This is a genomic window from Spirosoma aerolatum (genome assembly GCF_002056795.1).
GTDB classification, from domain to species: Bacteria; Bacteroidota; Bacteroidia; order Cytophagales; family Spirosomataceae; genus Spirosoma; species Spirosoma aerolatum.
On the sequence record NZ_CP020104.1, the window covers coordinates 4,848,414 to 4,866,898 of the forward strand.

12 protein-coding genes are annotated in these 18,485 nt (G+C 49.0%); 8 read left to right on the plus strand and 4 right to left on the minus strand.

The features are described from left to right. The first annotated feature begins 5 nt into the window (after positions 1-5). The gene (locus B5M13_RS20170; protein ID WP_080057377.1) at positions 6-1,718 is read left to right on the plus strand and encodes an FAD-dependent oxidoreductase; all 1,713 of its coding nucleotides are present in this window, start codon (positions 6-8) and stop codon (positions 1,716-1,718) included. A gap of 89 nt (positions 1,719-1,807) precedes the next feature. On the opposite strand, the gene B5M13_RS20175 is transcribed toward B5M13_RS20170, so the two are convergent. Beyond that, complete coding sequence (locus B5M13_RS20175) at positions 1,808-3,772, minus strand: DUF4350 domain-containing protein (protein WP_080057378.1); 1,965 nt, start codon at positions 3,770-3,772, stop codon at positions 1,808-1,810. Positions 3,773-4,013: 241 nt separating this feature from the next. On the opposite strand from B5M13_RS20175, the gene B5M13_RS20180 reads away from it, so the two are divergent. The 3 genes from B5M13_RS20180 to B5M13_RS20190 are packed head-to-tail and all read left to right on the plus strand — an operon-like array spanning position 4,014 to position 7,442. After that, positions 4,014-5,597: an NAD(P)/FAD-dependent oxidoreductase gene (locus B5M13_RS20180; protein WP_080057379.1), complete on the plus strand. Its 1,584-nt coding sequence runs from the start codon at positions 4,014-4,016 to the stop codon at positions 5,595-5,597. 8 nt (positions 5,598-5,605) lie between these two features. Continuing rightward, positions 5,606-6,799, plus strand: coding sequence for a hypothetical protein (locus B5M13_RS20185; protein WP_080057380.1), 1,194 nt, complete (start codon positions 5,606-5,608; stop codon positions 6,797-6,799). 13 nt (positions 6,800-6,812) lie between these two features. Next, the gene (locus tag B5M13_RS20190; RefSeq protein ID WP_080057381.1) at positions 6,813-7,442 is read left to right on the plus strand and encodes an NUDIX hydrolase; all 630 of its coding nucleotides are present in this window, start codon (positions 6,813-6,815) and stop codon (positions 7,440-7,442) included. Between the two features lie 3 nt (positions 7,443-7,445). On the opposite strand, the gene B5M13_RS20195 is transcribed toward B5M13_RS20190, so the two are convergent. Genes B5M13_RS20195 through B5M13_RS20205 form a run of 3 tightly spaced genes read right to left on the minus strand, consistent with a single transcriptional unit; the run spans position 7,446 to position 11,253 of the window. After that, positions 7,446-8,879 (minus strand): TolC family protein, encoded by a 1,434-nt coding sequence (locus B5M13_RS20195; RefSeq protein ID WP_080057382.1) that lies wholly within the window; start codon positions 8,877-8,879, stop codon positions 7,446-7,448. Further along, the gene (locus tag B5M13_RS20200) at positions 8,876-10,234 is read right to left on the minus strand and encodes an HlyD family secretion protein (protein ID WP_080057383.1); all 1,359 of its coding nucleotides are present in this window, start codon (positions 10,232-10,234) and stop codon (positions 8,876-8,878) included. Before B5M13_RS20200 ends, B5M13_RS20195 begins: the two co-directional genes overlap by 4 nt. A 14-nt stretch (positions 10,235-10,248) precedes the next feature. After that, positions 10,249-11,253, minus strand: coding sequence for an ABC transporter transmembrane domain-containing protein (locus tag B5M13_RS20205; RefSeq protein ID WP_080057384.1), 1,005 nt, complete (start codon positions 11,251-11,253; stop codon positions 10,249-10,251). Positions 11,254-11,372: 119 nt separating this feature from the next. Here B5M13_RS20205 and B5M13_RS20210 point away from each other — a divergent pair, with 119 nt between their 5' ends. The 4 genes from B5M13_RS20210 (at position 11,373) to B5M13_RS20225 (ending at position 18,481) form a co-directional block, all read left to right on the plus strand. After that, a complete protein-coding gene (locus B5M13_RS20210) occupies positions 11,373-12,065 on the plus strand; it encodes a TetR/AcrR family transcriptional regulator (protein WP_080057385.1) in 693 nt (230 codons plus the stop codon). Positions 12,066-12,727: 662 nt separating this feature from the next. After that, positions 12,728-13,888, plus strand: coding sequence for an efflux RND transporter periplasmic adaptor subunit (locus B5M13_RS20215; protein WP_080060002.1), 1,161 nt, complete (start codon positions 12,728-12,730; stop codon positions 13,886-13,888). A 105-nt stretch (positions 13,889-13,993) separates the two neighbouring features. Beyond that, on the plus strand, positions 13,994-17,107 hold the full coding sequence (locus B5M13_RS20220; protein WP_080057386.1) for an efflux RND transporter permease subunit: 3,114 nt from the start codon (positions 13,994-13,996) through the stop codon (positions 17,105-17,107). A 192-nt stretch (positions 17,108-17,299) separates the two neighbouring features. After that, positions 17,300-18,481: a glycoside hydrolase family 88 protein gene (locus B5M13_RS20225; protein WP_080057387.1), complete on the plus strand. Its 1,182-nt coding sequence runs from the start codon at positions 17,300-17,302 to the stop codon at positions 18,479-18,481. Positions 18,482-18,485 lie beyond the last annotated feature (4 nt).

Genomic DNA, 18,485 nt, shown 5'->3' on the forward strand with positions numbered 1-18,485 from the left:
AAAACATGGCAAACTTCCTCATCGATAGTCGCAAAGCGCAAACCTACGATGCCATTGTTGTGGGGTCTGGTATCAGTGGCGGCTGGGCAGCTAAAGAACTTACGCAACAGGGTCTTCGAACGTTGCTACTGGAACGTGGGCGTCCCGTCAATCACGTTACTGATTATCCGACGGCCATGCTGAATCCCTGGGAACTAGACCATCGGGGACAGGTTCCGTTGGCCGTTCGAAACGAGTATTCAATAGCCAGCCGGAATTATGCCTTCCATGAGGATACCATGCACTTTTTTGCCAAAGACAGTGAGCAGCCTTACGTGCAGGAAAAACCCTACGATTGGATACATGGCTATCAGGTTGGCGGTCGTTCGCTAACCTGGGGGCGGCAAACCCAACGCTGGAGCGATTTCGACTTTGAAGGCCCCGCCCGTGATGGCTATGCCGTGGATTGGCCCATTCGTTATGCCGATATAGCTCCCTGGTACAGCCATGTAGAACGCTTTGTGGGCATAACCGGACATAAAGATGGACTGGCTACCCTGCCCGATGGGGAGTTTTTACCCCCACACGAGATGTCTTGTGTGGAGCGTTATTTTAAGCAACAGGTGTCGGCCCGCCATTCGGACCGGCATGTGATTATTGGCCGGGCGGCCCATATTACAGAGCCTAAACCTATTCATTTACAACAGGGCCGGGCACGCTGCCAGCATCGAACCCTTTGCGAACGGGGCTGTCCATACGGCGGGTATTTTAGCAGCAATGCCTCCACCATACCCTGGGCCATGCGTACCGGCAAACTTACCCTACGCCCCTACTCGGTAGTGCATTCCATCATCTATGATGAGCAAAAACAGCGGGCAACGGGCGTTCGTGTGATCGACACCCAGACGCATCAAATGACGGAGTACTACGCCCGGATCATTTTTGTCAACGCGTCGGCCCTGCACACGAATCTAATTCTACTGAACTCCACCACCCATCGTTTTCCGAATGGGCTGGGCAATGATTCGGGTTTATTGGGAACGTATATGGCCTTTCACAGCTACCGGGGCCGGATTACGGCCACTTACGATGGCTTACTGGACGCTACCACCGACGGACGACGGCCCAACAGCAGTTATATCCCTCGCTTTAGAAACGTTTTTAAACAGGAAACCGACTTCCTGCGTGGCTATGCTGCCACCTTTTATTCATCTCGAAACCCTGTTGACAATCAGAACGGTGTCGGTGCGGCCTTAAAACAAAACCTGATCAATCCTGATCTGGGCGAATGGCAGGTAGGTTCGGCCATGATGGCTGAAACCATTCCGAAACCGCACAGTACCGTTCGGCTCGACCCTGTTCTCAAAGATAATTTTGGGATTCCGCAGCTACGCGTATCGGTCGACTATGATGAGAATGACCGGAAGATTCTGAATGATTTCTTTGAGCAGTTTACGGAGATGTTTACCCAGGCGGGTTTTAAAAACATTCGGACGATTGATACTGGGCGATTACCCGGCAGCGAAAATCATGAGATGGGCGGTGTGCGCATGGGCCGTGATCCTAAAACGTCGTTGCTCAACCGCTGGAATCAACTCCACCACTGTTCAAATGTATTTGTCACCGACGGTGCCTGCATGACTTCTACCAGTACCCAAAACCCGTCGTTGACCTACATGGCCCTTACAGCCCGAGCTGCCAATTACGCAGTCAGGCAGATGAAGAGATCAACGCTTTAACTTTGTCATTCTGAGGAACGAAGAATCTCAAAATTCCCTAATAGGATGCATTAAGATTCTTCGTTCCTCAGAATGACAAAAAAGTAAAGCTACCGCTTGCTGGTTGCCGAACCAGGGGCAACAGTGCCTCCCTGTTTCAACAACCAGCTGGCCAATTCTTTAGCTGCCTTAAAATTCTCATACTGAGCGGGAATTTTCCGCCCGTCTACATACTCATTATACAACCAGGGATCGCCAACCGCAAACACGGTTCCCTTGCCCACTTTGGCAACACTCATAATCACATCACCGCCATCTGTAACCACCGCTTTAGCCGGAGCTTTCACGCTCAATGGCGACAGTTCCTTAATGTATACCGTCCGGGTGGTCGGGAATACCGTATTACCAGCCGGAATACTGATTTTTCCCTGCTCAAACTTGTCGCCCTGTACCATATTCCGATTTTTGGGCAGTAACTGCATACCAAATCGGGCAGCTAGCTGGTTAAAATGCTTGTGTTCGCAGTTCGATGTATCATTAGCCATTAGTACCAGCGTACCACCTGCCTCGACCCAAGTGGCAATGGCATTGATGTCGCTTTCGCTCACGTAATTAGGTTTAGAGGTTTCCTTTGGTGTGTCGGGATCAACAATGATGTACACATCAACCCCTTTCAGCGACGCGGCTGTCGGAGCGCCTGTAACCGTGGTGGTTTTAGCACCCAGTTTGCGAAAGATACTACCCCACCAAAAGAATCCAGAATGCTGCTGATCCTCCCAGGTGTAATGAAACGGTTCCTGTTCACCTGTATAGCCTTTGCGGAACTCATGGTTGAAATAATTATCGACGGCAACAGTTTTGCCTTTTCCGAGTGCATTTTCGGCGGCAATCTCCATTTCGACACTCGCCATGATAAACGGCCCCACGCCTTTCAGATCATCCTGCCGAATAGGCTCACTAAGGTAGTATTCGTAGCTACCATCGCGATAAGGTGAACCGCCTAAGCCACCTACAACCACCGTTTTTTCCAGGTGAATGAGTCCTTTATCGTCGGTGGTGATAAATTGTTTCAGTATACCTTCATAGCCTTTCCGAGCAGGTGCCATCAGCGATGCTGGCAGATAGCCCATACGAACACCTTTGGCCAGGGCATACACAAACATGCAGGAACCCGAAGCTTCGAGGTAATTTCCTTTATCGCCCATACGGTCGGTTACCTGCCACCAGCAACCCGATTTGGGGTCCTGAAATTTCACCACCGACGGCATAAACCGATTCAGAATGGCAATCAGTTCGCCACGACGAGGGTGATTCTGGGGAACATAATCCAGTACATCGACCAGCGCCATCGCATACCAGCCCATAGCCCGACTCCAGAAATTGGGCGAATTACCTGTTTCTTTGTTAGCCCATTTCTGTTCGCGGCTCTCGTCCCAACCGTGGTAAATCAGCCCGGTTTTAGGATCGCGGGCGTGCTTCTCCATCCAGACAAACTCATTGATCACATCGTCGAAGTGCTTGGCATCGCCGAATAAGGCGGTATACTCGGCATAGAACGGTTCGGCCATGTAGAGTCCGTCGAGCCACATCTGATAGGGATACCGTTTCTTGTGCCAGTAGCCCCCCTCTTTTGTGCGCGGTTGTTCGGCCAGTTGTTTCCGAAGCAGGTCAGCCGCTTTTCGGTACTTTTCCTTGCCGGGCAACGACTGTTGATATAACAGGAGCAACGACCGGCCGGGTGTAATAAAATCCAGGTTATAATCGTCGAGCTTATAGGTACGGATATCGCCATCGGCTTTCACGTACCGATCCATGTTTTTCTGGATGTAATTGACATACCGATCATCAGCGGTACGGTACCAAACCTGTTTTACCCCTTCCAGCAAAACGCCCGTTTCATATTCCCAATGGGCAGTACCCTTAGTACCGTCCTGCCGCTTATACGAAATCGAATCAGGGTTACTGGCCATAATAGAGGTTACCATACGCTCCGACCACGGGAGGGTTGTGCCAGACTGGGCCAATACGGCCTGACTTACAACCACCAAACAACTGAAAAGGCTAAATTTCATCATTTCTATAGGCTACCCTCAACTAGCCAATTTGGACTAAAATTCTTGTCTTATTGATCCGTATGATCTGCGTAAATCATACGAACAAGATTTATCGCTGAATAAGAATATAGTCATAAATTCGGCCCACATACTCTATGATTGGCAGAAAAAATGTTACTTGGCAGGCAATCGAACCCAAACCCAGGGCCGCCTGTTACCTAACAAATAGTCCTTTGCCAGATAAACACTGGCCGTATTTACAATGATTCACCAACTTTCGTTAACGCTTGCGCCCGAACTGGCTTTAGATGATGATGCATTTCGAATGCATGTACTCGGTCATCTATCACTACCCAACACCGATGATATACTTGTTCGAAAAAAACGCCAATCCATCGACGCGCGTAATCGTCAGGTGCGGATACAGGTTGAGGCCGATGTTTTTGTAGGCCAGACTCCTCCCCCACTGATTCAATACCAAAAACCACAGACCGATGTCAGCAAAGCTCCGCAGGCTATTGTGGTAGGAGCAGGGCCAGCCGGATTGTTTGCCGCTCTGCGGCTTATTGAACTGGGCATCAAGCCGGTCGTTGTAGAGCGTGGCAGCGATGTACGCACCCGCCGACGCGATTTGGCTGCCATCAATAAAGACCATATCGTCAATCCTGAATCAAACTATTGTTTTGGCGAGGGTGGAGCTGGTACGTACTCGGATGGAAAACTGTATACACGCTCAACCAAACGTGGAGATGTCAAGCGCATTCTGGAGATTTTTGTTGCTCACGGCGCTACCGAACAAATTCTGGTGGATGCTCATCCCCACATTGGCACCAATAAACTTCCGAACGTAGTGGCCGACCTTCGGACCAGTATTCTGAATGCTGGAGGGGACGTTCGATTCGATACCAAAGTAACTGACCTCTTACTCGACGGGAAAGAGCTGAATGGTGTGGTACTAGCCAACGGCGAAGCGATAACAGGTATTGGGGTCATTCTGGCAACAGGCCACTCGGCCCGCGACATTTTTTACCTGCTCCACAACCGAAAGGTACGTATCGAAGCAAAGCCATTTGCGATGGGCGTTCGGATTGAGCACCAGCAACGACTGATCGACCAATTTCAGTATCACCGCCCGAACCGCGGAGATTATTTACCTGCTGCGTCTTACAGTTTAGTTGCCCAAACACGTTATCAGGGGGTAGAACGTGGCGTTTTTTCGTTTTGTATGTGTCCGGGTGGGTTTATTGTTCCGGCAGCTACTGCACCGGGCGAACTGGTCGTCAATGGCATGTCGCCTTCCCGTCGGGATTCTCAGTACGCCAATTCGGGACTGGTCGTGGCTATTACCGATGCCGATTTACGACCCTATGCCGACGAAGGCCCCCTGGCCGGATTAGCCTTACAGCAGGAACTCGAACGCTGGGCCTGCCGGATGGGTGCAACTCAGGCAGATCGACCCTCACAAACGGCTCCTGCACAGCTAATTGCCGATTTTGTGGATGGCCGTATCTCTAATGATCTGCTGCCAACGTCCTATCAGCCGGGCCTGGCTTCGGTCGATATGACGGAGGTATTACCCGATCATATTGCCCAGCCATTACGGCAGGGGTTGCGGGATTTTGGTCGAAAAATGCGGGGCTATGTGAGCAACGAGGGTCAATTGATTGGCGTTGAGAGCCGAACCTCATCGCCTGTACGCATACCCCGTCACCGCGATACCTGTGAGCATGTCGACATTCAACGGCTGTTTCCCTGTGGCGAAGGGGCTGGTTATGCGGGAGGTATTGTTTCAGCAGCCATGGATGGTGAACGTTGTGCGGAAGAATTAGTTAAGTTGTACAGGTAGTTTTCAGTATGAAATATCCACTCTATATTGTTCTTATAGTTTTAGGCTTAACTCCTTCTCACCTAAAGGCACAAGCTCGTATCAGTGCCTATTGGGGATTTTCGTTGCCTGTTGCCAAAAAGCATGAATTGAAAGGCAATGTTAAAACAATTACTCAGACGCAGTCCCCTGTCACGAATAAACCCGCCGATTGGCTCGACGGCTATTCAGGTCAGAACTATTCAGAAGAATACAACAAGCAGGGTTATCTGGAAAAACGTACTTCCTTCGACGATTATAATAAACCACAGGTAGCTACTCATTACGCGTATAGATCCATCGGAGAAATTAGCGCCATTTGGGACGAAGTTTTAGCCCAAAAATCGAGAATGCCTCTTTCCGAAGGTCGTGTTAGCTATGAATTTAATCCAACTAGCAAGCTCTATATAATTCGGGATAAACGAATCATTGGAGGAGTTCCCCGGAATACTCGGACGGAGATGCAGATGGATTCCGCAAACCGGGTTGCCATAAAACGTACCTATAAACAGGATACACTGCTGATAGAAGATGAACGTTATACCTGGGATAAGCCGGGATATTTGACGGAGCATATCATACGCAGGCGGAAGCAAGTTAACGAAATGCCCAAACTCGGTCAGGCAGAGCTTGACGCATTCATGGATGAAATAACCAGTAATCTTTCCGAGGACGAAAAAGCAGCCTTCAAAGCAGAAGCGGCCAAAGGAAAAGTCCAATTGAAAAATCGGGAAGATAGTCTTAAACGTGTAGAAGATAGTTTATATGCCCTTCAGCCAGAATGGTCTGTCGATACAACGGTATATCGAAATCAATACGACAATCAATCCAGACTACTTAGGCAAGCATCTTATAAACAGAATCGATTGACAGAGGTATTTAGTTTTAGTTACACCCCAGAAGCTACTCATAGGGTAGTTCAATATTATGATCGATCTGGCAATTTAATTAACGAGACTAAGAGTCGTCAGCATCCTGTAGAGGGCTACATATTATCTGACGTTTCGCGAAATAATCATGCCGGAAAATGGGAGGAACGTGTATTTGACTATACCAACATAACCAAACCGATTTACCAGTACCAATACGATACACATAGCAACTGGATCGAACGAAGACAGGTTGATGCTACTGGTAAACAAATTGGCAGCGCCTTAGTCCGTAAGATCGAGTATTATCCATAAAAATTCCGCCCGAATGTTACAAACCTCGTTCAACGCTTTTACCGAAAACCTCCAGCAACGGTTACAGCAACCGTTGCCCGGTGAGGCTGCGCACCAGAAAATGGCGTCGGCAGCGCGGTATCGGCTGGGTATCAAACCCAACGAGCGGACACGTCGGAGTGCGGTCCTGATTTGTTTCTATCCTTTTCAGAACTCCATTTATTTACCGCTCATTCTTCGCCCTCAGTACGATGGCGTTCATGCCGGGCAAATGGCCTTTCCGGGTGGTCGCATGGAGCGATTCGATGAGAATCTGACCCGTACCGCCTTACGCGAATCGCAGGAAGAGGTTGGTATTCGGGTGTCGGATGTGAAGGTACTCGGCCTGCTCACGGAGCTATTCATTCCACCCAGCAATTTTTACGTACAGCCTGTGGTGGGTGTACTCCCCTACCGCCCTGACTTCTACCCCGACCCTCGTGAGGTAGAAGCCATCGTTGAAGTTGATCTGGAAACCTTGCTCGACGAAACCATCGTAGGCGATAGCCAGATCGAAGTACGGGGCGTACTGGTCGATGCGCCATTCTACCAGATTCAGGGGCACCGGGTATGGGGGGCTACCGCCATGATGATCAGCGAATTGTTGATGCTGCTGGATGCTTAAACTCTATTGACTGGTACCGGCTACATAATACAGCTCCGCAATCGCTTTCTGGTATTTCGTTTTCAGTTCTTCTCCTTTTATTCGTAAATCAATCAGCTTGGTTTCGCGGGAATTAACCAGAAACAGAGAACTTTCCCCAATGTCGAACTTTTGCTGTTCAGCCTGAAGAAGTCGTTGCTGGTTCTGAACAGCCTGTTGCTGTACAATCACCTGTCCGGCCAGAGCCTGAAGCTGATTATAGGCCGCCTGAACGGTGTTTGTAATGTCCCGATTAGTCTGTTGTCGTTCTAAGGCCACCTGCTGATTTTTCACCTGAACTTCCCGCAGTTTACCCCGCTCTTTCCGAAGAAATAAAGGAAATACTACGTCCAACCCAATTTTATGATTCTGTGGGCGGAACGAGTAATAATCGCTCCAATCGTAGGGAACATCGACCGTAGGCGTCTGACTCAACAGGCTGGCACTGACCGTGATCTGTGGCTGTACCATCGCTCGCCTAAACTGCTCCTCAATCGTGAGCTGTTGCGCCTTGGCCGCCAGCTTCAGCAATTCAGGGTGCTGCTGAGTGGCCCGATTCAGGAGTGCCTGAAGCGTATCGGCTGAGTAAGTGGTTAGCGGAGCCTGCTGTGGTATAGCTGACACAGGTAACTCGGCGGGTTGCCCCCGTTCGTTCCATAAAAAGGTGCTCACCCTGAGCCGGGCGTTTTGCTCCTCAAGTTCTGCCTGCTGGCGCTGCACCAGTCGATCCTGTGCCGTTATCAGCGCTTCTGTCGTATCAATTATGGCGGCATCGCCTATCAAAGCCCGCTCGCGTAAGGCCCGAAAACGTAAATCGGCCAGTTCATACCCTTCTACCAGTAACCTACGCTGTTGATACGCCAGAAACCACTCCCAGTATGATTTGGCCGCATCGAAAAGCGTTTTGTTGACCAGTTTCAGCCGATCGGCTTCGGCCAGATTTACGGCCAGACGCGCCTGTCGCACGGCCGAACGTCGGGCATCAATACTGATCGTTCTGCCGATTGGCAAACTCAGACCGATTCCGGCAAGGCCAGACGATGGAGTTCTTTCGGCCGGGTTAATATATTGACCTGCATTCTGGTCATAGGAGGCATTCAAATCAATCCCCGCCCACCATAATGGCACTAACAGTTTATTTTGCCAGTGATTGTAATAGAGGGTATTACCAAACTCTTTCCGGTCGTAGCTCGAGGCCAATTTCGGATCGAACGCCCCTCGTGCCTGCATTACGACCTGCTTTGCTTCTTCGCCAAACAATCCGGCCTGTTTGATAATTGGGTGGTTGGCCCGAATCAATTCGAAGAATAATTCAGCCGTAAAAACGGTGGTATCGGTCGGGCTAGCCAATGACTGGGCCGACACCCTCCCCACCAGAATTCCTAATCCGCAAAGGAATAACGCTGTCAACCGCTTCATTTCTTCGCTCCTTTTTCTTCCTTAGGTTCTTCTTTCAAACTGGGCGGAAAGCCATTGAGCTGGCGCCAGAGTTCATACCAGACGGGTACATCGTCGAGCATAACCCAGCCATATACACCCGACCCGACCCGCAACTGGGTAGGCCAGGGCTGATCGCCCTTTTCCTGTATCGGCTGGACCAGTAGCCGGTATTTGCCACCTACACTGCTTACCGCATCGATTACCGCAACCCGCCCGCCAAACGTACCGACCGATACAGACGGCCAGCCCGAGAACTGAATAGCTGGCCAGCCATCGAACTGCAACCGAACAGTTCGCCCGCGTTGAATCAGGGGAACATCCATCGCACGCACATATAACTCAACGGCAAGTTGCGGATTGGCCGGCTGAAGTGTAGCAATCGGCTCTCCTTCTTTAATGGTTTCGCCAATACCAGCTTTCGATGGACGGACGACGTATCCTGCCTGCGGTGCCCGAACAATATATAGTCCGCGTCGAACATCCACACTGGTCATCTTATTCTGAAGTTTAGAAATTTCACCGTTGATATCAGCCAGATACGAAACAGCTGAACTTCGGTCCGACTGCGCTTTAGCCAGCTTTTCCTGGAAGTCAGCTCTGAGCGTACCTAATTCAAGTTTGGCGTTCACCAATTCCTGCCGCGACACATTGACTTTATTCTCCTGCGAAATCACTTTGGCATTGTCTTCCTGCACTTTGAGTCGTCTGGTTTCCAGATCTGTCAATGAAAACAACCCATTCGTGTAGCCTTTTTCGTAGCGGGATAATCGGTCGAGAGCAATCTGATAGTTCTTCTGAATGGCAGCCAGATCAGCTTCGTCGGCTGATAGCTTGTATTCACTTTGCCGAACTTTATTTCGAGCAGCTTCGAGTTTTACCGTAATCCCCGTCTGTAAGGCCGTAATTTGCCCATCCAATGCTTTTATTTTCGCATTGGTAGCCTGTAAACTGCCTTGTTTGGCGGCCAATTGTTCATCCAGCCGCAGAGGTAGGTTGGGATCAAAATACTCGTCTTTTATGTCGGAGATAACCAGTAAGGTATCTCCTTTTTTTACGTAGTCACCATCTTTCACGGCCCAGCGTTCGATCCGACCGGCAATGGCGTTCTGGATCGTCTGAGGGCGGTCCTGGGGTGTCAGGGCTGTAAGCGTTCCTTCGCCGTTGATATTCTGTTGCCAGGGCAAAAACATGATCAGAACACCGACTATGAGAAAGAAAAGCATCCAGCGCCCCAGCTTTCGTCCTCCATCCGACTGCGGAAGTGCGTGAAGCGTTTTAAGTGGGTACTTGGTCAATAACTCTTCGTTGACCCGCTGATTGGATATATTGAGCATTGTTCTTTCAAGATTCAGGATAATGGTTGATCGATCAGGGGCATGTCCGTTACAGTTCCGATTTTCTCGACCGCCGTAACCAAATCAAATACGGTATCGATTCCCGAAATAAGCTTATCGACTGAGCCCGTAATTAAGACAATGACCAGTTCGGCAGCCACGAATTGACCCAGCGACATTTCACGACCGACAACCAGCGTGGTGCCCAGGATCAACAGCCCCCCCGTTACAATCGTTTTAAAGGCTACGCCCCCATAAAAAAACTGGCGAAGTACTTTGAAATGCTCGTTGCGGTACTTCACATAGTTTGCAACCAGTTCATCCATTTTATCGATCGGGTCTTGATCGACAGCTCTCGGTGGGTTTCGATACCTGGGTAAGTCACTGGCTATCGCTTCGAGCCAGGCCACTACTTTATATTTATATTTTGACTCGTTCAGACTTGTCCGTACACCACTTGGTCCATATAACCGACTTAAGAGCCAGATAATAAATACCGTAAAAATCCCGAATCCAACAAATATTGGATGGTAGGCCGACAAAAGAATCAGACCGAAAATGATTTGAACCGTTGCGGCTGTCAGATCGATCAATAATTTGGGCAACCCCTTCTGAATGGTCAGAACATCGAAAAATCGGTTCATCAACTCAGGCGGATAATAGCCCTCCAAGGCTTCAGGTTCAATTCGAGGTAATCGGTAGGTAAATTCAAAGGCCGCCTTGGCAAAAATTCGCTGCTGTAGAACTTCTACCAGGGCCATCTGCCCTACCAATAACAAACCAGCTGCCAGTACCCCTAGAATAACGACCCCAATCAGTACGTACACCGAGCTAAAAACCAGCCCTCCTGATACCAGGTTAAAAACGGCCTGTATACCTAATGGAAGAGACAGGCTAATAATCCCTGTTACCAGCGCATACAAATAGATGTAGCCTATATCCTTTTTCTCATTGACCAGAAGCCGCATCAATCGCTGCCAGGGCGAGGGAGGTAATTCGATAGGCCTTACAACACTCATGATAGTTTTATAATATTATATGATAGTTTTACTAACTTTAATGCAAATATAACTTTCTCGACCAAACCTTTGTTTAATTTGCACCCTTTCTTTCGACAATTGGTTATAAATCAGGATAAATGGAGTATTCTGTACATGTGCGCATGAACGAACGCCTGTTTCTGCGCGACCCCGAAAGCTCAGAATTAGGTCGACGTATTGTTCGGCAAGGCATTTTACTGGTCAATGAGATTGGTTTTGAAGACACTACGTTTCGGAAGTTAGCCGACCGGATGGGGACGAAAGAAGCCAGCATCTATCGCTACTTTGAGAACAAGCATCGGTTGCTGGTGTACCTGGTAGCCTGGTATTGGCAATGGCTTGAATTTCAACTGGTTTTCCAAACGAACAACCTGACTGATCCCCGGCAAAAACTGGAACGACTAATCCGTTTGCTTCTGTTTGCTGACCTGGATGAATCGCATAATAAAGATATTGATTTGCGGGCGCTTCACAACATTGTGGTGCATGAATCCAGTAAGGCCTACTTTACCCATCATGTAACCGAAGACAATCGGCAGCAATTATTCAAACCGTATAAAGACCTCTGTCACCGTATTGCTGACATTATTCTGGCATACAACCCCACCTATCCCTATGCCCGGTCGCTGGCCAGCTCGCTAATCGAAACTGCTCATTACCAGGCTTTTTTCATGGAGAATCTACCGACCCTGACTGATTTCGGCTCGAAGGACATAACTGACCCATCCGAAGCTATGCATAAACTCCTGGGCTTTGTACGCCACCTGTTGTTTGCGTCACTGGACGCTTAACGTTACGTTTAGTACGTTTTTCCTCAATCCGTCTGCCGCACATAAACCTTTAATCCCTCCTCTTTGCCCTACAAGGTATCAATCTTTGGGGAAATCCAGGATTCGGCTCTCCTTTATACCCGTCCAGAACCCATTCATGACCCAAATTACACCTGACAAGAAAAGTAGCAACAGCCATGAAGCAAAGGCGATTTAGCATATAATCCGAATGGTCGTGGTCTCGGAGAATGAAAGAAGGTATATTGCCCAACTAGCGAACTAATTTACAGGCTGAGCACCCTTATTGCCGACGAATGTATTTTGAGAATAAAAAATAATATTTTTTTTTATATCATTATGTCAAACAAACACTAAGTACTTCCTGAAAATACCGTAAATAACATCTTTTAATAGCTTATGGTATATGTTAGTAGCCAGGCTATTCATTTCTTGCGACATATAGCCCTTTTTATCCAAAAATTGCATGCTAAACCGCTGAGGTCAATAAGCATTTCTACGGATGACTCAGGTCATCTTTAGTTTCTGATTAAGTAACAAAAAAACATTCAGGGTCAGGCATCTACCGATTGTTATCATCGCCAAGGATGATAGCTTTGCAAATTGTAACAAATGCGGACTCTGAACCGTTAAAATCTTCGTTCTTTCTTGCAAATTATTACTCTGTGAAAAGGTGGATTGCTATCGGCCTCGTCGTTCTGGTTCTCGGCGGGATTATTGTGTATAATAAGATTTTACATCCGGCTCCCGGAGCCGCTGGTGGTCCCGGCGGTGGAGGGGGCGGTGGCGGCCGAGGAGCCGCTGAAGGTGGTAAAGGAGGGCCCGGCGGCAAAGGAGGACCCGGTGGCGGTGGTCCAGCCAATGTACAGGGTTTTGTTGTCGTATCGCAACGCTTGCAGGAAGATGTCGTTTCCAGTGGTTCGCTGCTGGCATCCGAGCAAGTTGATATCTACCCTGAAATTTCAGCCCGAATCACACAGCTCAACATTCATGAAGGCCAACCTGTAGCAAAAGGGGCCTTGCTGGTGAAACTTTTTGACGCAGACCTAAAAGCTCAGCTCCAGAAATTACAGGCTCAGGCCGAAAATGCACGCCGTACCGAAGAACGGAACAAACAACTGCTATCGCGGGGGGGGATTAGCCAGCAGGAGTACGACATTACTACAACCAATCTGCAATCGTCCATAGCGGATATTGAACTGGTAAAGGCCAATCTACAGCGAACCGAAATTCGGGCCCCTTTTTCGGGCGTGATTGGGCTTCGTAATGTGAGTGCCGGTGCTGTCGTTTCGCCCAATACGCTGATTGCTCGTTTGCAGCAGGTGTCATCCCTGAAACTCGACTTTTCAATCCCCGAAAAATACGGACCTTATGTGCATAATGGTAGTACGATTTCGTTTTTAGTAGACGGGGCTGCTAAACCCAGCGAAGGGGTTGTATATGCTATTGAACCGGGCGTAGAAGAGCAAACCCGCAACCTTCGTATTCGGGCGCGGGTCAATAATGCATCGGCTCGATTCCGGCCCGGTACATTTGCGCGCGTAACCCTGACCGTGCAAAACGAGCAAAGTCTGGTGGTACCTACGCAGGCTGTCATTCCGCAAACACGTACGAATCAGGTAATTGTGGTTAAAAATGGAAAGGCCGTCTTTAAAGATGTTAAAACTGGCTTACGAACAGCGGGCGTTATCCAGATCTTATCGGGTCTGTCGGCAGGCGATACAGTGGCAACAACAGGCTTATTGTTCCTCAAACCCGATGCGCCGGTCAAAGTCGGCAAAGTAATTGGCGTACAGGGGAATGGCCCCAAAGTAGCAAGTAATTAAAGGTTCTCAGGATTCGGTTTACGGTGAGCTGATCTATCACCCGTTGGCATGAGCCCATCCTGAACTAAAAACCGAAAACTAAAAACTTTACAACTTCATACAGCAATGAGTCTCCCCGAACTAAGCTTAAATCGGCCCGTTTTCGCGATGGTGATGTCCATCGTGATCGTGCTGTTTGGTATTATCGGCTTTACGTTCCTAGGTGTGCGGGAGTATCCGGCTATTGACCCGCCCGTTATTTCGGTTCGGACCAACTATACCGGTGCTAACCCCGAAATTATTGAGTCGCAGATTACAGAACCCATCGAGAAATCGCTGAACAGTATCGAAGGGATTCGTACCATTTCGTCAAACAGTGCTTTAGGAGCCAGTACAATAACCGTTGAGTTCAATCTTGACGCTAATCTCGAACAAGCAGCCAATGATGTACGCGACAAAGTAGCACAGGCTCAACGACAACTCCCACAGGACGTCGACGCGCCACCGGTAGTTACGAAAGCCGACGCCAACTCGGACCCAATTATTTTCATGAACGTTCAGAGTACGACACGTAGCGCTACGCAATTATCAGACTACGCTGAAAATGTACTTCAAGAACGCTTGCAGACGATTCCGGGCGTTAGCCAGGCTAATATTTACGGATTGAAACGCCAGGCCATGCGTCTTTGGATTGATCCGATTAAACTGTCGGCCTACCGCTTAACCTCGCAGGATATTCAGACTGCTCTGACCGCCCAAAATGTAGAATTGCCCGGTGGTAAAGTATATGGTAACAATACAGAGTTGACCGTAAAGGCCGTTGGTCGACTGACCAGCGAGGATGATTTCAATAACCTGATTCTGCGCCAGACCAGCAACCAGATTATCCGTTTCAAGGATGTCGGATACGCTACCCTGGGTGCCGAAAACGAAGAAACCTCCTCAAAGCAGAATGGAACCGTTGGAGTTATTCTGGCCCTGATTCCACAGCCGGGAGCCAACTATGTTAACATTGCGGATGAATTCTATAAGCGTTTTGATCAGCTAAAAAAAGACTTACCACCCGATATTATCGTCTATGTCGGAACTGATCGAAGTATCTTTATCCGTCGGGCCATTGAGGAAGTGGGCGAAACCCTCCTTATTTCGTTTGTGCTGGTTGTACTGGTGATCTACCTATTCTTCCGCGACTGGTTGATTGCATTCCGACCACTGATCGACATTCCAGTATCGTTGATTGGCGCGTTCTTTATCATGTACGTAGCTGACTTCAGTATCAATGTACTGACCCTGCTGGGTATCGTGCTCGCAACAGGCCTTGTGGTGGACGATGGGATTGTGGTTACAGAAAATATCTTCAAGAAGATTGAAGATGGCATGGATACCGAGACGGCCGCTCGCGAAGGCTCAAACGAAATCTTCTTTGCGGTTATATCTACGTCCATCACCCTGGCCATAGTCTTCCTGCCAATTATCTTCCTGCAAGGATTCGTTGGTCGGCTGTTCCGTGAATTTGGTATCGTGGTGGCCGGTGCCGTATTGATTTCGGCCTTTGTATCGCTGACGTTAACGCCTGTATTGAGTGTAAAACTGACCAGCAAAAATCACGGTCGTTCCTGGTTTTACCGGAAAACAGAACCATTTTTTGAATGGCTCGACGAATCTTATCGCGATTCGCTCACTGGATTTATGAAGAAACGGGGTTGGGCATTTGTAATGATTGCCGTATGTCTGCTCCTGATTTTTGGCGTCGGTTCTCAACTTAAGTCTGAGCTGGCTCCGCTGGAAGACCGGGGTCGTACGCGGATTGCGATTACCTCGCCAGAAGGAACCAGCTTCGAAGTGCAGTCGGCTATTACGGATAAGGTACTGCAATTCGTACTGGATTCGATTCCTGAAAATAAACTGGCGTTTAGTGTAGTAGCACCAGGTTTCTCAGGCGCAGGAGCAGTGAACTCGTCGTTTGTGATGGTTAACATGGTCGATGCCGCCGATCGGAAGCGGTCGCAGCAGGACATTGTCGATTACCTGACGAAAAACCTTCGGAAATTCAGTGAAGCCCGCATGTTTGCCACCCAGGATCAGACGATTCAGGTAGGTCGTCAGGGCGGTGGATTACCGGTTCAGTTCGTGATTCAGAACCTGAACTTTGAGAAATTACGCGAAAAACTGCCTGCTTTCCTCGACGAAGTTCAGAAAGACCCAACCTTCCTCAACTCGGATGTTGACCTAAAATTCAACAAACCCGAATTGAACATCACCATCGAGCGGGAGAAAGCAACGAATCTTGGCGTTTCGGTACAGGATGTAGCTCAGACACTGCAACTTGCCCTCAGTAACCGTCGCCTGGCGTATTTCCTGATGAATGGAAAACAATACCAGGTGATTGGACAAGTTGACCGGCACGACCGCGATGAACCCGTCGATCTGGCGTCGTTCTATGTTCGCTCGAATCAGGGACAGTTGATTCAGTTGGACAACCTCGTGAAGTTCCAGGAAGTAAGTAGCCCACCGCAGGTATACCATTACAACCGCTTTAAGTCGGCTACGGTATCGGCAGGTCTGGCTCCCGGCAAAACGATTGGTGACGGCGTTGAGGCCATGCGCGCCATTGCAGCTCGTACCCTTGACGATACGTTCCAGACTGCCCTTTCCGGCCCCTCACGCGATTACGCCGAAAGCTCATCCAATACGCTGTTTGCTTTCGGTCTGGCGCTAGTGCTGATTTACCTGGTTCTGGCGGCTCAGTTCGACTCGTTTATCGACCCATTCATCATTATGATGACCGTACCTCTGGCCCTGGCAGGAGCAGTCTTCTCGCTCTGGATGTTTAACCAGACGCTGAATATTTTCAGCCAGATCGGGATTATTATGCTGGTGGGCCTTGTTACGAAAAACGGGATTCTGATTGTGGAATTTGCCAATGAACAGCGGCTATTGGGCAAAAATAAATTTGAAGCGGCTGCGGAGTCGGCAGCGCTGCGTCTTCGTCCGATTCTGATGACGACCCTTGTAGCTGCCTTTGGTGCGTTACCGCTGGCAATGGCTCTGGGTTCAGCCTCAAAAAGCCGCGTGCCGCTGGGGATCGTGATCGTAGGCGGTTTGCTTTTCTCGCTGGTTCTGACCTTATATGTGGTGCCGGTTATCTATACCTACATGACCCGACGGAAAGATGTGAAACCGGTTGAGCCCCAAGCTGGCGACACACCAAAACCAGCTCAGCAGAAAGTACACGCATAACGCACAAAAGAGTCTACAAGCTAACTAACCATAAAAAGAAAGAGGGTAGAATCTGAGAAAGTCAGGTCCTACCCTCTTTCTTTTTATAGATTATCCGTTCAATTAGCACCGGAAAGGTTATAAACAGCCACATTTATACTTCTTTCTTTTTAGGCCATCCTTCACCAACCCTGGCCTCCTCGGATAAAACAAATGAAATCGCTCCTACCCTTTTTGCTGGTAATGCTGGTAAGCACAGCATTTGCGCAATCGTCCATCAATGTTGATAAAGAGTTTACGTTTGCCGCCCAGCAATATCAGGGCATGCTAAAAAGCCATCCTGATACGACTAAATTCCCGCAGTCGACCAAACCTGATGGTTCACCCGATGATCGGAAATCAGACTGGTGGTGTAGTGGCTTCTTTGGCGGTTCGCTCTGGCATATCTACGAACGGACGAAAGCGCCCATGTGGAAAGAAGCGGCCAACAAATGGACGATGGCCGTAGCCAAGGAACAATACAATACGGGCACACACGATCTGGGTTTTATGATTTACTGCCCATTTGGGAATGGTTATCGACTGACTAAGAACGAGACTTACCCGCCCATCATGCTCACCGGTGCCAAATCGCTATCGACTCGGTTCAATCCTAAAGTAGGCGTGATTAAGTCCTGGAATAAATTTCAGAATTACGACTACCCGGTTATAATCGACAACATGATGAATCTGGAGTTCTTGTTCTGGGCCGCCAAGCGGTCGGGCAATAAGGAGTTTTATAACATCTGCGTTACCCATGCCGACAATACTATCAAGAACCATTACCGCCCCGATTACAGCAGCTACCACGTTGTTTGCTATAATCCTGATGGAACAGTGGCTGCTAGGAAAACCGCACAGGGTTATGCCGACAATTCGGCCTGGGCACGTGGGCAAGCCTGGGGGTTGTACGGCTTTACGGTCATGTACCGCGAAACTAACGATAAAAAGTACCTGGACTTTGCCCGGCACATTGCTGATTTCTACCTGAATCATCCGAACCTACCGGCCGACAAGATTCCGTATTGGGATTTCAATGCGCCGAATATTCCGAATGAAGAGCGGGATGCGTCGGCTGCAGCCATTACCGCTTCTGCCCTGCTTGAACTATGCACGTATGGTGGCCCTTCGGCCAAAACCTATTATCAGGCAGCAGTGAAGATGTTGGAAAGCCTGTCGAGCCCGGCGTATAAAGCCAATTTGGGAGAGAACAACCATTTCATTCTGAAACACAGCGTTGGCCACAAACCAGCCAAGAGCGAAGTCGATACCCCAATTATTTATGCGGACTACTACTATCTGGAAGCGTTACTCCGCTACGATGCGTTGTCTAAAAAGCCCGGATTTAAACGGTAGTTTA

What these genes read in the sequence shown, in the direction of transcription:
- B5M13_RS20195 (WP_080057382.1), bottom strand. Translation starts at nt 8,879, where the DNA reads ATGAAGCGGTTGACAGCGTTATTCCTTTGCGGATTAGGAATTCTGGTG.
- B5M13_RS20220 (WP_080057386.1), top strand. Translation starts at nt 13,994, where the DNA reads ATGAGTCTCCCCGAACTAAGCTTAAATCGGCCCGTTTTCGCGATGGTG.
- B5M13_RS20200 (WP_080057383.1), bottom strand. Translation starts at nt 10,234, where the DNA reads ATGCTCAATATATCCAATCAGCGGGTCAACGAAGAGTTATTGACCAAG.
- B5M13_RS20210 (WP_080057385.1), top strand. Translation starts at nt 11,373, where the DNA reads ATGGAGTATTCTGTACATGTGCGCATGAACGAACGCCTGTTTCTGCGC.
- B5M13_RS20225 (WP_080057387.1), top strand. Translation starts at nt 17,300, where the DNA reads ATGAAATCGCTCCTACCCTTTTTGCTGGTAATGCTGGTAAGCACAGCA.
- B5M13_RS20190 (WP_080057381.1), top strand. Translation starts at nt 6,813, where the DNA reads ATGTTACAAACCTCGTTCAACGCTTTTACCGAAAACCTCCAGCAACGG.
- B5M13_RS20180 (WP_080057379.1), top strand. Translation starts at nt 4,014, where the DNA reads ATGATTCACCAACTTTCGTTAACGCTTGCGCCCGAACTGGCTTTAGAT.
- B5M13_RS20205 (WP_080057384.1), bottom strand. Translation starts at nt 11,253, where the DNA reads ATGAGTGTTGTAAGGCCTATCGAATTACCTCCCTCGCCCTGGCAGCGA.
- B5M13_RS20170 (WP_080057377.1), top strand. Translation starts at nt 6, where the DNA reads ATGGCAAACTTCCTCATCGATAGTCGCAAAGCGCAAACCTACGATGCC.
- B5M13_RS20185 (WP_080057380.1), top strand. Translation starts at nt 5,606, where the DNA reads ATGAAATATCCACTCTATATTGTTCTTATAGTTTTAGGCTTAACTCCT.
- B5M13_RS20175 (WP_080057378.1), bottom strand. Translation starts at nt 3,772, where the DNA reads ATGATGAAATTTAGCCTTTTCAGTTGTTTGGTGGTTGTAAGTCAGGCC.